The following is a 13,788-nucleotide window of genomic DNA, read 5'->3' as shown; positions in this document are numbered from 1 at the left end:
GAGATGGCATTGCAATCGCTGGATATCAAGCGCGTCTCGGCCACCACGACGCCACCGCCCACGGTGCGCGAACCGGTGACCGGGAGCGTCGCGAAGCTGATCGACGTATCGAAGTGCATCGGCTGCAAGGCATGCCAGACGGCATGCATGGAGTGGAACGACCTGCGCGACGAAGTCGGCACCAACGTCGGCGTGTACGACAACCCGGCCGACCTGACCGAGCATTCGTGGACGGTCATGCGGTTCTCCGAATACGAGAACCCGGCGGGCGACCTCGAGTGGCTGATCCGCAAGGACGGCTGCATGCACTGCGAGGATCCGGGCTGCCTGAAGGCATGCCCGTCGCCGGGCGCGATCGTGCAGTACAACAACGGGATCGTCGACTTCCACGAGGAGAACTGCATCGGTTGCGGCTACTGCGTGACCGGTTGCCCGTTCAACGTGCCGCGGATCTCGAAGAAGGATCATCGCGCATACAAGTGCACGCTCTGTTCCGACCGCGTCGCGGTCGGCCAGGAACCGGCCTGCGTGAAGACCTGCCCGACGGGCGCGATCGTGTTCGGCACCAAGGAGGACATGAAGCAGCACGCGGCCGAGCGGATCGAGGACCTGAAGGAGCGCGGCTTCGAGCATGCGGGGCTGTACGACCCGCAGGGCGTCGGCGGCACGCACGTGATGTACGTGCTGCACCACGCGGACAAACCGTCGCTGTATCACGGTCTGCCCGACAATCCGTCGATCAGCCCGATGGTGAAGCTGTGGAAGGGTATCGCGAAGCCACTCGCGGTCGCCGGCCTCGCGCTGACCGCGCTGGCCGGGTTCTTCCACTACACGCGGGTCGGTCCGAACGAGGTCACCGACGAGGAAGAAGCTGCTGCCCGCGACGAGGCACGACGCATCAAGGAGGACGCGAAATGAGCCACGACGACCCCAACCTGATCGTCCGCTACACGCCGAACGAGCGCACGAACCACTGGATCACCGCGATCACGTTCGTGCTGCTCGCGCTGTCCGGGCTCGCGCTGTTCCATCCGTCGATGTTCTGGCTGACCGCGCTGTTCGGCGGCGGCCAGTGGACGCGGATCCTGCATCCGTTCGTCGGTCTCGTGATGTTCGTGTCGTTCGCGATTCTCGTGGTGCGGTTCTGGCACCACAATGCGCTCGATGCGGACGATCGCCAATGGCTGAAGCAGATCGGCGACGTGCTGACCAACCAGGAAGACAAGCTGCCGCCGGTCGGGCGCTATAACGCCGGACAGAAGCTGCTATTCTTCACGCTGGTGGCGTGCCTGTTGCTGCTCCTGCTGTCGGGAATCGTGATCTGGCGGCGCTATTTCTCGTTCTACTTCCCGATCGGGGTGATCCGCGCGGCCGCTGTCGTGCATGCCGTGGCGGCCTTCGTGCTGATCGCGAGCATCATCGTGCACATTTACGCGGCGTTGTGGGTGAAGGGTTCGATCGGCGCGATGGTGCGCGGCACCGTCACGCTGGGCTGGGCCCGCAAGCATCACCCGAAGTGGTTCCGTGAAAGCGTGAAATAACGCACCGGAGCGGAAGCGGTACGCCGATTGCGGCGTACCGCTCCGCCAACCGCCGGAATCGCCTGAAGAGCGCCGATTCGTCGGCGCTTGTTTTTTGGAAGAAATTTTCGTGACACAACGCATTCTCGAACCGACCGAGATCTCGGCACTCGATCATTCGGCCATTCCGCGCTTTCGCCTGCCGGAGCGCGCGACCGCGTTCGCGGCGCGCGCCGCGCGGCTGCGCAAGCTTGCCGACCTGAACCCGATCAGCGGCTACCTGCGGCTGATGGCCACCGTCGCCGACGCGCAGCACGCGACGCTGCAAGCGCTGGAGCTGCCGCTGCCGTCGAAGGAAGCGATCGCACGCGCACAGGAACATTCGATGCCGCTCGTGCCGGCGCTCGACGGCGAGCGCGATGCGCGCTGGCGCGCCGTGCTGTATGAATTGCTCGACCGCGTCGAAAGCGCGGGGCTCGTCAATCCGCAACTCGCGAAGCTGCTCGACCGGCTGCGCCTGATGGCGCCCGCCGAGCTTGACGCACAGGCCGACGCGATCCTCGCGCTGCGCTTCGCCGAGGTCGACCCGGCCACCGCGCCGTTCCTGATGGCCGCGCTGCAGGTCGCGTGGACGGACCTCGCGAGCCGCGTGACGCCGACCGATGTCCCGTATCTCGACCAGCCGGGGCTGTGCCCGGTGTGCGGCACGCATCCGGTCGCGAGCGTCGTGCGGGTCGGCGGCCAGTATCAGGGCTACCGTTTCCTCCAGTGCGGGCTGTGCACGACCGAGTGGCACATGGTGCGTACCAAGTGCTCGCACTGCGATTCGACGAAAGGCATCGCGTATCACGGGATCGAAGGCGGCAGCGAAGCGATCAAGGCCGAATCGTGCGACGAGTGCAAGACCTATCGCAAGATCGGCTATCAGGAGAAGGACTACGAGTTCGAGCCGCTGGCCGACGATCTCGCGAGTCTCACGCTCGACCTGCTGATGAACGAGGCCGGCTACCAGCGCAGTTCGCCGAACCCGCTGCTGTGGCCGGACGTGTCGCGCGAAGCGGACTGACGGCACGGGGCCGGGGCGGGGCGCGAGCGCCGGCCCGGCCGACTGCGAAGCATGAGACTGGAGCCACGACGACGTGACCGAACCGGGTGTGAATGAACTGAATGCCGTGCTGGCGCGTGTGCCGTCCGTCGAGCGCGTGCTGTCGTCGACACCGTTGCAACCGCTGATCGACGACTATGGCCGCACGCGTGTGCTGAACGCGGTGCGCGCCGAACTGGAACGCTGGCGCACGGCCGCGCAGCACGATCCCGCGGCGGCCGAGCCACTGGACGAGCCGCGCATCGCAGCGGCCGTCGCGCGGACGCTGGCCGCGCAGAGCGCGGGCGCCGTGCGCACCGTGTTCAACCTGACCGGCACCGTGCTGCACACGAACCTCGGGCGCGCGTTGCTGCCCGACGACGCGGTGCGCGCGGTGGTCGACGCGCTCACGCGGCCCGTCAACCTCGAGTTCGACCTCGCGACCGGCCGCCGCGGCGATCGCGACGACCTGATCGACGATCTGCTGTGCGAACTGACGGGTGCGGAGGCCGCGACCGTCGTCAACAACAATGCGGCGGCCGTGCTGCTGACGCTGTCGGCGCTCGCGACGAAGCGGGAAGTGGTCGTGTCGCGCGGCGAGCTGGTCGAGATCGGCGGGGCGTTCCGGATCCCCGACATCATGAGCCGTGCCGGCGCGAAGCTGCACGAGGTCGGCACGACCAACCGCACGCACCTGCACGACTACGCGGCCGCGATCGGCCCGCGCACGGCGCTGCTGATGAAGGTGCACTGCAGCAACTACGCGATCAGCGGCTTTACGAAGGAGACGACGCTCGCTGAACTCGCGCCGCTCGCACGCGAGCGCGGGGTGCCGGTCGCCGTCGATCTCGGCAGCGGCACGCTCGCCGACCTGTCGCAATGGGGCCTGCCGCACGAGACGACCGTGCAGGAAACCGTCGCCGCCGGCGCAAACGTTGTCACGTTCAGCGGCGACAAGCTGCTCGGCGGGCCGCAGGCCGGCCTGATCGTCGGCGACCGCGCACTCGTCGCGAAGATCAAGAAGCATCCGCTCAAGCGCGCGCTGCGCGTCGGCAAGCTGACGCTCGCGGCGCTCGAACCCGTGCTGCGGCTGTATCAGTCGCCCGAATTCCTGCGCGACCGGCTCACGACGCTGCGCCTGCTGACGCGCCCGCAGCGCGAGATCGCCGAGGCCGCCGAACGCGTGCGTCCGGCGTTCCAGGCCGCGCTCGGCAGCGGTTTCGACGTGACGGTCGAGCCGATGTTCAGCCAGATCGGCAGCGGCGCGCTACCGGTCGACCAGTTGCCGAGCGCCGGGCTCGTCGTGCGCTCGGCGGACGGCAAGCGCAGCGGCCGCGCGCTCGCGCAGCTCGAGAAACGCCTGCGCGAATGGCCGCGCCCGGTGATCGGCCGCGTGGCCGACAACGCGCTGCGGCTCGACCTGCGCTGCGTCGAAGCGGCCGACGAAGCGGCGTTCGTCGCGCAATGCGTGCCGCTCGCGGGGCCCGCCGCATGATCGTCGGGACCGCGGGACACATCGACCACGGCAAGACCACGCTCGTGCGTGCGCTGACGGGCGTCGACACCGATCGGCTGAAGGAAGAGAAGGCGCGCGGCATCTCGATCGAGCTGGGTTATGCGTATACGCCGCTCGACAATGGAGACGTGCTCGGCCTGATCGACGTGCCGGGCCACGAGAAGCTGATTCACACGATGGCGGCCGGTGCGTGCGGCATCGACTTCGCGTTGCTCGTGATTGCCGCCGACGACGGCGTGATGCCGCAGACGCGCGAGCATCTCGCGATCCTGCAATTGCTCGGCGTCACGCATGGTGCCGTCGCGCTGACGAAATGCGATCGCGTGGATGCCGCGCGGGTCGCCGAGGTGCGCGACGAGATCGCCGCGTGGCTGCACGATTCGACGCTCGCCGGCGTGCCGATCTTCGAAACGCGCGCGACGGTGGCCGACGATCCGGGCGTCGCCGCGCTGAAGCGGCACCTGGCCGACGCGGCGATCGCGTGGCGCGCGCGTCGCGATGACGGCCTGTTCCGGCTCGCGGTCGATCGTGTGTTTACGCTCGCCGGGCAGGGCACCGTCGTGACGGGTACCGCGTTCGCGGGCCGCGTCGCGACCGGCGACACGCTCGCGATCGTGCGCACCGGCGGTGCGGCCCGCGTGCGCAGCATCCATGCGCAGAACCGGCCGGTCGAGGCCGGTCGCGCGGGCGAGCGTTGCGCGCTGAATCTGGCCGGCGTCGACAAGGCCGACGTCGAGCGGGGCGATACCGTCGCCGATGCGCGGCTCGTCGCGACGTCGCCGCGCCTCGATGTCGAACTGACGTTGCTCGCGGACGCGGGGCTGACGTTGACGCACTGGGCGCCGCTGCATGTGCATCTCGGCACGCTGCATCGCGTCGCTCACGTCGCGCTGCTCGACGGCGACACCCTCGCGGCCGGCCAGCGGATGCGCGTGCAACTGGTGTTCGACGAACCGGTGTTCGCGCTGCCGGGCGACCGCTTCATCGTTCGCAATCCGCAAGCAACGCGCACCGTCGGCGGCGGTCGCGTGCTCGATCCGTTCGGGCCGGCGCGCAAGCGCCGCACGCCGGCGCGCCGTGCGTGGCTCGATGCGCTCGCCGCGTGGCTCGACGAAGGGCGCCTCGATGCACTGCTGGCGCAGGCGCCGCTCGGCATGCCACGCGCGACGCTCACGCATCTGACGGGATTCGCACCCGATGCGCTGGCGTTGCCGGACGACGCGCTGGCGATCGGGCAGCGCGATGCCGCGTCGAATGAAGGCGCGGTGATTTCGCGGGCGCACTGGCGTGCGTTGCAGGCATGGGCGGTCGATACGCTGCGCGCGTACCACGAGCGCATGCCCGACGAGCAGGGGCTCGACGCCGCACGCCTGCGGCGGATGGCGGCGCCGCTCGTCGGCGATGCGCTGTGGCGCGCGCTCGTCGAGGCGCTGGTGGCGGGCGGCGAGGTCGTGCGCAGCGGGCCGTGGCTGCATCTGCCGTCGCATTCGGTGAGCCTCGAGCCGCGCGAGGAAGCGCTGGTGCAGCAACTGCTGCCGCTGATCCACGCGGGGCGCTTCGATCCGCCGTGGGTGCGCGACCTGGCTCGCGACACGGGCGTGGCCGAGGACGCGGTGCGCACGCTGCTGCGCAAGCTCGCGCGGCGCGGCGACGTGCACCAGGTCGTGCGCGACCTGTTCTATCACGCGGACGTCGCACGGGAACTGGCGGAACTGGTCGCGCACCTCGCGCCGTCGCGCGGCGGCGGGCTCGATGCCGCGACGTTCCGCGATGCGACGGGGCTCGGTCGAAAGCGCGCGATCCAGATTCTCGAGTTCTTCGATCGGGTTGGGTATACTCGCTTCCACCGCGATCTTCACTACCTGCGGCCTGACAGCGGTTGGGTGGGTATTCAGGCGTAGGCGCTCGTCGTTCTTCTCGCTCTTTTGATTCTTTTCCCCACGGAAGGCATTCGTATCCGGTGGTACGGCCGGGCTTCAAACCCGGTTAGGGGCGTCAGACGCTCCTGGGTAGGTTCGACTCCTGCTGCCTTCCGCCACCTCGTTTTTCTCCCGACTCGGCATGCTTCGGACTGCGCGCGCCCGCGTCGAGCGCCCGCATCGCGCAACGGCCGCGACCGCGCAAACTTGATCGGGAAAAGCACTAGAAGTGCGGGAATTATTTCCCGGCTATAGTGAAATGACTGAAGGTAGACGCGCGCGTTTTTGCCGATACCGTTCAGGTCATGACTGTAGACGGGTGCTGTATGAAAAATAAAATCGAAAAGACCGCCGGACCGATCTGGGGTGTGGCTGCAGGATTGTTTCTCGCGGCGGCAGGGTTGAGTCTCGGCATCTTCCCGCAATCCTTGCACGGCTCGGGAAGCGCGAACGACTTCATGGCGTCCGGCGTCGCGATGCTAGGCGTTTTCCTCGTCGTCTATTCCACGCACGAACTGCGAAGAAAGCGCTCGCATTGAGCGCACGCGTGCCGCTGATCCACGAAAATTGACTCGAGTTCGCCGGCTGCGCGTGCATGCGTTCGCCGCGCCGATGTCTACGCTTTACGGATTTCGTGGTTGTAGACGAGTTCGACGATCCGTTTCGTCGGGATGCTTGCGCGCAGCGCATCAACACCGTCGATCGGAAACCACTTGCATTTCTCGATCTCGTTGTTCGCTTGCGGCGTCTGGTCCGGGCCGACTTCCGCGAAGAACACGTGATGGATTTTTGCGAGCCCGGTGAACTGCATCGAGTACACGAGATGCTGGCCGGTCACACCGGTTTCTTCGCACAACTCGCGATGCGCGGCTTCGAGCGGCGTCTCCCCACGCTTGATCGTGCCGCCCGGTAGCGCCCAGCGCGACGACGCACGCGCGACGAGCAGGACTTGCTCGTCGCGGTAGCAGACGACGGTCGCGCGTTCCTTGATCGGGACGGCGCTCGTTTCGGCGGAGGGGTTGGGCGCTCGCGTTTGGGGCATGGAGCCATTCTAACCAGCGCGGATCGATCGGCCAAGGCAGCCTGACCCGATTTGACGTTCGCGGACGACGGTCGAACGACGCGGCCCGTCATGCGTGCCGCGCCGTCATGCGGTTCGTGCCGCGTTTGCCTTTACTTCTTTTCCGGCAGGAACCAGTTCATCACGAGCGCGCAGATGCCGCCCGTCGCCACGCCCGATTCCAGCACGTTCTTCAGTGCATGCGGCAGGCTGTTCAGAATGTCCGGCACCTGCGACACGCCGAGGCCGAGCGCGAGCGACACCGCGATGATCAGCAGCGCACGGCGGTCGAGGTGGACGCCCGCGAGGATGTTGATGCCCGACGCGGCCACCGCACCGAACATCACCATCGCCGCACCGCCGAGCACCGGCTCCGGCACCGCCTGCAGCACGCCGGCGACGACCGGGAACAGGCCGAGCACCACCAGCATGCCCGCGATCCAGATGCCGACGTAGCGGCTCGCGACGCCGGTGATCTGGATCACGCCGTTGTTCTGCGCGAATACCGAGCTCGGAAACGTATTGAACACGCCGGCCAGCAGCGAGTTCGCGCCGTTGACGAGCACGCCGCCCTTGATGCGCTGCATCCACACCGGCCCTTCGACCGGCTCGTTCGAGATCTTGCTGGTGGCCGTCACGTCGCCGATCGCTTCGAGCGACGTGACGAGATAGATGATCAGCATCGGCACGAACAGCGCCCACGAGAAGCCGATGCCGAAGTGCAGCGGCGTCGGGACCTGGAACAGCGCGGCCTGGTGCATGCCGGTGAAATCGAGGCGGCCGAGGAACGCGGCCGCGAGGTAGCCGATCGCAAGCGCGATGACGAGCGCGGTGCTGCGCACCCAGACGACCGGCACGCGGTTCAGCAGGATGATCGTGCCGAGCACGAGGCCCGACAGCGTGAGGTTCTCCGCGCTCGCGAACGTGCCCTTGGCCATCGCGCCGTAGCCGCCGCCCATGCTGATGAGGCCGACCTTGATCAGCGTGAGGCCGATCAGCAGCACGACGATGCCGGTGACGAGCGGCGTGATCAGGCGTTTCACGAACGGCAGGATGCGCGACACGCCCATCTCGACGAACGACCCCGCGATCACGACGCCGAAGATCGCGGCCATCACGGTCTCGACCGGCGTGCCTTGCTTGACCATCAGGCTGCCGCCGGCGATCAGCGGGCCGACGAAGTTGAAGCTGGTGCCCTGGACGATCAGCAGGCCGGCGCCCAGCGGGCCGAAGCGCTTGCACTGGACGAAGGTGGCGATGCCGGAAATGACGAGCGACATCGACACGATCAGGGTCGTATCGCGGCTGGACACGCCGAGCGCCTGGCAGATCAGCAGGCCCGGCGTGACGATCGGCACGATGATCGCCAGCAGGTGCTGCAGCGCGGCGACGAAGGCGACCATCGGCGCCGGCCGGTCGTTCGGGCCGTAGACGAGGTCGCGGGCCGATTCTGCGGCGTCGGCGCCATGGGAGGCGGATTGGGCGGAGGAGGCGGGTTGCATGGCGAGCGGGCCGGACAAGGTGGAAAGTGCGGCATTTTAGCCGAAGGGCCCGCCGGCGCCGCCCGGCCGTGCCGCAATAGTCGACGGCGGCCGGCTGGCGTGAGCCGCGCGACGTCAGCCCGCTGCGCGCGTTGCTTTGCCGCGCGTCGTCGTGCGTGGCGGGCGCGAATCCGGATACGCGCGCTGGCAGACGGCGATGACCGCATCGCGCAGGCGGCGATGCACGGGGTCGCCGTGCATGCGCGGATGCCACAGCGCGGACACCAGGATCGCCGGCAAGCGGACCGGGATCTCGAAACTGCGCAGCCCGAGCGCGTCGGTGAGCCCCGGCGAGCACGCGTTGCCGAGGCTGGAGCGCGGCACCAGCGCGACCAGGTCGGTACTGGCCGCGACACGCATCGCGTCCGGATAGCCCGGCACGACGACGTGCACGGCGGGGCCCGGGCCGGCCTGGCCGGTCGAGTCGTCGGCCGGTCCGTCGAAATCGCCGAACTGGGCCGCGATGACGTGACGGCAGGCTGCATAGCGCGCGGGCGTGATCCGGGCCGACGCGAACAGCGGATGCCCGACGCGCGCCACCGCGACGTGCCAGTCGTGAAAGAGCATCCGCGTGTGCAGCTCGGGCGCGTCGTCGCCGCGCTTGCCGATTTGCAGGTCGACGGTGCCGTCGCGCAGCGCTTGCGGATCGCTGTCGAGCTTCGGGACGAAGCGGATACGCACGTGCGGCGCGACGTCGGCCAGCGCGGCCACGACCGGGCCGGCCAGCATTTCCATGAACGACGCGGCCGCCCGGATCGTGAACGTGGCCGTGAGCGTCGCGAGGTCGACGTCGGCCGTCGCCGGCCGCAGCACGGCGCGCGCGTCGCTCGCGACGGCATGCACGCGGTCGCGCAACGCGGTTGCGTGCGGGGTCGGCACGAGCCTGCGCCCGGCGCGCACGAGCAGTTGATCGCCGGTGGCGGCGCGCAGCCGCGTGAGCGTGCGGCTCATCGCGGACGTGCTCAGGCCCAGCCGGCGCGCGGCGCCGGTCACGCTGCTCTCTGACAGCAGCGCGTCGAGCGCGGTGACGAGGTTCAGGTCGATGTTTTCCATGTGGACAGGATACGCCACTGCGAGGCGTGACATGGCGTTCGATGCAACGATGGATTGCATTCGGTGCGTCTGGCGCCTGTCGTGGTGCCCGCCTATAGTGGGTGCATGACGAACACGGTAAACGCAAAAACCATGCAATCGACTGAATCGAATCGACGCAACGCGCCCGCGATCCTCCTCGTCGCGGCGTCGCGCGGCCTCGGGCTCGCGATGGCGGAGGCCTTCCTGAACAAGGGCTGGAACGTGACGGGGACCGTGCGCGCAGAATCGGGGCGCACGCAGCTGCACGAGCTGGCCGAGCGGTTCGACGGCCGGCTCGAGATCGGCACGCTCGACATCTGCGCGCCCGCGCAACTGGCCGCGCTGCGCGAGCGTCTGGCGGGCCGGCGCTTCGACATGCTGTTCGTGAACGCGGGCACGACCAACGATCCGAACGAAACGATCGGTGAAGTGACGACCGACGAATTCGTACGCGTGATGATCACGAATGCGCTGGCGCCGATGCGCGCGATCGAGACGCTGCAGGATCTGGTGACCGACGACGGGCTGATCGGCGCGATGTCGTCGGGGCAGGGCAGCGTCGCGAACAACGTCAGCGGCATGCGCGAGGTCTATCGCGGCAGCAAGGCCGCGCTGAACCAGTTCATGCGCAGCTTCGCGGCGCGTCAGGCCGATACGCGCCGCGCGATGGCGCTGATGGCGCCCGGCTGGGTCCGCACCGAACTCGGCGGGCCCGACGCACGCCTGACCATCGACGAAAGCGTGCCGAGCCTCGTCGACGTGCTGCTCGCGAAGCGGGCGCGGCCCGGGCTCGAATACCTCGACTATCTGGGGCGCACGGTGCCGTGGTGAACAGGTGGCTGACCGCGCGCGGCCAGCCGGGAGATGACGTTGCGTACGCAACGATTGCGGGGAGCGCCGACGTGCGCGTCGCTGCATCGCACAACCGACCGCGCTTGACACCAGCGCGTTGCCCGCCGTAAATTGCGCAGGCAGATCTAGATAAGAGACTATCTGTAAGATGGTCTCTCCATGCGTCGATCGCATCTGCAATGTCGAGCCTCTTACAGAACAAATATACGGAGGCCGATTGTGCAAACGATCGCGGTCAAGCTTCATGGCATTGAAGACGTCATCTCCTTTCTCGACACGCGCCCCGGTATCGCGGGCAGGGCGGGACTCGTCTGGTGGCTGTCGCTCGGCGGGCTGTTTCTCGACGCATTTTCCAACTCGGCATTGAGCGCCGGCCTCGGGCCGATGACGCACGAATTGCATCTGTCGGCCGCGCAGGTCGCATGGATGACGTCGTTCGCGTCGTGGGTCGCGATCGCGTTCAACCCGATCGGCGGCTGGATGGCCGACCGCTGGGGCCGCGTGCGGCCGCTGATCGCCGCGAAGCTGCTGTCGGTGATCGGCGCGCTGCTGGTGGTGTTCGCGCCCGATTTCAATACGATTCTCGCGGGCCGCTTCTTCGTCGGGATGGCGTACGGCATCGACTTCGCGATCGCGATGGCGATGCTCGCGGAATTCACGCCGGGCCACCTGAAGAGCCGACTCAATACCTGGCAGGGCATGTGGTACACGGCCGTGTGCCTGAACCTGCTGCTCGCGCTGCTGTTTCATGCCTGGCAGGTCGGCGATTCGATCTGGCGCTACTCGGTGGCGGCGACCGCCGTGTTCGGCGTCGCGATCCTCGCGCTGCAATGCGCATTCCTCGTCGAAAGCCCGATCTGGCTCGCCCGCAAGGAGCGGCTCGACGAGGCGGCGCGCGCGATGACGCGCATCTACGGGCAGCCATTCGTCGCCGCGCCCGCGCATGAACGTACTCCCGTCGTCAATCCGGCCACGCGCGGCCTCGCGAACGTGCTGCTGATCTTTCGCGGCGTCTACCTGCCGCGCACGATCCTGGCCGCGACCGTGCAGATCGGCCAGTCGATCGAATACTTCGCGATCGGCTGGTACCTGCCGCTGATCAGCGCGGCGCTGTTCGGCAAGGACTTCGTCTACGCGACGCTCGGCGCGCTCGTGTTCAACCTGTTCGGGATCGTCGGCGGCTTCTCGTCGTCGGCGGTCGGCCGCCGTGTCGGGCTGCGTCGCGCGTCGGCGTTCGGCTTCGCGGCGGTCTGCGTGATGCTGGTTACGCTCGGGTTGTTTCATGCGCGCATGCCGCTGTGGCTGTCGGTGGTCGTGCCGTCGCTGTTCATCCTGTTCCACTCGGCCGGCCCCGGCGCGAACGGCAAGAGCCTGTCGTCGCTGTCGTTTCGCGGCGAATTGCGCGCGGGTGCGAACGGCATCGTCGGGGCGCTCGGCTCGATCGGCGCCGCGCTTGGCCTGCTGGTCTTTCCGCTGTTTCGTGCGCGCTACGGCCTCGAACACACGTTCCTGATCCTCGCGATCGTGCCGTGCGTGGCCAGCGCGATCTGTTTCGCGATCCGCTGGGATCCGACCCGCACCACCGTCAATCCCGACAACGAACCCGACGCGCCGCACTTCGGCGACGACGCGCGCGCCACGTCGGACTTCCTGAAACCCGCCATCGAGAAAACGCAGCGATGACCGAATCCCGAAACGCCATTCTCGCGATCGACGAAGGCACGTCCGGCACGCGCGCCGCGCTCGTCGACGCGAGCGGCCACGTGTCGTGCCTGGAATACCTGCCGCTGTCGGTCGAGAGCCCGCAGCCCGGCGTCGTCGAACAGGACGCGAACGCGATCCTCGACAAGACGCTCGCCGTCTGCCGTGCGACGCTCGCGCAGGCGCATCAACAGCACGTGCGCATCGTCGCGCTGGCGCTCGCGACGCAGCGTGCGACCGCCGTGCTGTGGGACACGCGGACCGGGCGCGCGCTCGTGCCCGCGATGGTCTGGCAGGACACGCGCCATGCGGCCGAGCTCGACCGTCTCGCGGCCGACTGGGACCGCGTGCTGGTGCCGCAGGTCGGCCGGCCGGCGGGGGTGCGCTCGCCGTATCTGTGGGCCGTGCACCAGTTGCGTACGTCGCGGGCGGTGGCCGATGCGCATCGCGCCGGCCGTCTCGCGTTCGGCACGATCGACACGTGGCTGCTGTGGCATCTGTCCGAGGCACGCGCGTGCATCACGACGCCGACCAACGCGACGTCCGCCAGCGCATACCTGCTCGGCGAGCATCGCTATTTCGACCCGTGGCTCGACGCACTCGGCTTTCCGCGCGAACTGCTGCCGGCGCTGCGCGAGGACGCCGACGCGTTCGGCCACACGCGCGCGGACGTGCTCGGCATCGACGTGCCGATCCTCGCGTGCGCGGGCGACCAGTTCGCGGGCGCGGTCGGCCTCGGCTGCGTCGAGCGCGGCCAGGCGATGTGCGTGCACGGCACCGGCAGCTTCGTCGACCTGCTGACGGGGACGGCGCGCCCCGACGCCGGATCGCATGCGCAACCCGGCCACGCGCACGACGGCACGCTGGCGATGACCGCGCGGCGGCACGGCGGCGTGTCGCATTACTCGCTCGAAACCTTCGTCGCGACGACCGGCTCGGCGTTGCGCTGGGTCTGCGAAAAGTTGCGCTGGTTCGACGACCCCGCGCAGATCAGCGCGCTGGCTGGCACCGTGGGGTCGGCGCGCGGCGTGACCTTCGTGCCGGCGCTCACCGGCCTGCGCGTGCCGAGGATGGAGCCGAACGCGCGTGCGCTGCTGTCCGGCATCTCGATCGCGACGACCCAGGCCGAGGTCGCGCATGCGGTACTCGAAGGCATCGCGCATTCGGTCGCGTCGTGCATGGAGGCGAACGAGGCGGTCGCGCGGGCCGGCGTGTCCGAGCTGATCGTCGGCGGCGGCCTCGCGGGCAGCGACACGCTGCTGCAGATCCAGGCCGACGTGAGCGGCGTGCCGGTGCGCCGGATGCGCGACGGCGATCGCGCGAGCCTGCGCGGCGCGGCGTTTCTCGCGGGCGCGTCGGGGTTGCTGTGGGAATCGCTCGAGGCGGCCCGTGCGACGCTCGTCACCGACGCCGTCTTCGAACCGTCGATCGATGCGGACAGCCGGCAGCGGCGGCGCGCGGCCTGGCATGCGCGGATCGCGTCCGAGCTCGCGCACGCGGCCAATTTTGCTCATGCGTAAG

The 13,788-nt window shown here is 68.5% G+C and carries 12 protein-coding genes and 1 tRNA gene; 10 read left to right on the top strand and 3 right to left on the bottom strand.

All coding sequences use genetic code 11. The features are described 5' to 3' along the window. Positions 1–3 precede the first annotated feature (3 nt). The 7 genes from fdxH to H0X91_RS02515 all read left to right on the top strand — a co-directional run bounded on the left by fdxH (position 4) and on the right by H0X91_RS02515 (position 6,578). On the top strand, positions 4–918 hold the full coding sequence (fdxH, locus tag H0X91_RS02545; protein ID WP_006488883.1) for a formate dehydrogenase subunit beta: 915 nt from the start codon (positions 4–6) through the stop codon (positions 916–918). After that, complete coding sequence (locus H0X91_RS02540; protein ID WP_006488816.1) at positions 915–1,541, top strand: formate dehydrogenase subunit gamma; 627 nt, start codon at positions 915–917, stop codon at positions 1,539–1,541. The genes fdxH and H0X91_RS02540 overlap by 4 nt, the downstream gene beginning before the upstream one ends. 109 nt (positions 1,542–1,650) lie before the next feature. Beyond that, positions 1,651–2,586, top strand: coding sequence for a formate dehydrogenase accessory protein FdhE (fdhE, locus tag H0X91_RS02535; RefSeq protein ID WP_006492897.1), 936 nt, complete (start codon positions 1,651–1,653; stop codon positions 2,584–2,586). Between the two features lie 73 nt (positions 2,587–2,659). Beyond that, positions 2,660–4,099, top strand: a complete 1,440-nt coding sequence (gene selA / locus H0X91_RS02530; RefSeq protein WP_006495931.1) for an L-seryl-tRNA(Sec) selenium transferase — start codon at positions 2,660–2,662, stop codon at positions 4,097–4,099. Further along, on the top strand, positions 4,096–6,021 hold the full coding sequence (selB, locus tag H0X91_RS02525) for a selenocysteine-specific translation elongation factor (RefSeq protein WP_196432783.1): 1,926 nt from the start codon (positions 4,096–4,098) through the stop codon (positions 6,019–6,021). The genes selA and selB overlap by 4 nt, the downstream gene beginning before the upstream one ends. A gap of 41 nt (positions 6,022–6,062) precedes the next feature. After that, positions 6,063–6,158: transfer RNA gene (locus H0X91_RS02520), tRNA-Sec, on the top strand. A gap of 207 nt (positions 6,159–6,365) precedes the next feature. Then, on the top strand, positions 6,366–6,578 hold the full coding sequence (locus H0X91_RS02515) for a hypothetical protein (RefSeq protein WP_006488812.1): 213 nt from the start codon (positions 6,366–6,368) through the stop codon (positions 6,576–6,578). Positions 6,579–6,655: 77 nt separating this feature from the next. Here the strand turns inward: H0X91_RS02515 and H0X91_RS02510 are convergent, their stop codons facing one another. The 3 genes from H0X91_RS02510 to H0X91_RS02500 all read right to left on the bottom strand — a co-directional run bounded on the left by H0X91_RS02510 (position 6,656) and on the right by H0X91_RS02500 (position 9,693). After that, complete coding sequence (locus H0X91_RS02510; RefSeq protein ID WP_006488849.1) at positions 6,656–7,081, bottom strand: NUDIX hydrolase; 426 nt, start codon at positions 7,079–7,081, stop codon at positions 6,656–6,658. A gap of 131 nt (positions 7,082–7,212) precedes the next feature. Then, positions 7,213–8,601: a nucleobase:cation symporter-2 family protein gene (locus tag H0X91_RS02505; protein ID WP_034178302.1), complete on the bottom strand. Its 1,389-nt coding sequence runs from the start codon at positions 8,599–8,601 to the stop codon at positions 7,213–7,215. 114 nt (positions 8,602–8,715) lie between these two features. Next, complete coding sequence (locus H0X91_RS02500) at positions 8,716–9,693, bottom strand: LysR substrate-binding domain-containing protein (protein ID WP_006488825.1); 978 nt, start codon at positions 9,691–9,693, stop codon at positions 8,716–8,718. A gap of 132 nt (positions 9,694–9,825) precedes the next feature. Here H0X91_RS02500 and H0X91_RS02495 point away from each other — a divergent pair, with 132 nt between their 5' ends. From H0X91_RS02495 to H0X91_RS02485, 3 genes are all read left to right on the top strand, one after another. Next, positions 9,826–10,545 (top strand): SDR family oxidoreductase, encoded by a 720-nt coding sequence (locus H0X91_RS02495; protein WP_006492889.1) that lies wholly within the window; start codon positions 9,826–9,828, stop codon positions 10,543–10,545. Positions 10,546–10,785: 240 nt separating this feature from the next. After that, a complete protein-coding gene (locus H0X91_RS02490; RefSeq protein ID WP_196432782.1) occupies positions 10,786–12,249 on the top strand; it encodes an MFS transporter in 1,464 nt (487 codons plus the stop codon). Then, on the top strand, positions 12,246–13,787 hold the full coding sequence (locus tag H0X91_RS02485) for an FGGY family carbohydrate kinase (RefSeq protein ID WP_196432781.1): 1,542 nt from the start codon (positions 12,246–12,248) through the stop codon (positions 13,785–13,787). Before H0X91_RS02490 ends, H0X91_RS02485 begins: the two co-directional genes overlap by 4 nt. Position 13,788 lies beyond the last annotated feature (1 nt).

This window comes from Burkholderia sp. 9777_1386 (assembly GCF_015712265.1).
GTDB lineage: Bacteria > Pseudomonadota > Gammaproteobacteria > Burkholderiales > Burkholderiaceae > Burkholderia > Burkholderia cenocepacia.
This window is presented reverse-complemented; position numbering and strand designations above follow the sequence as displayed.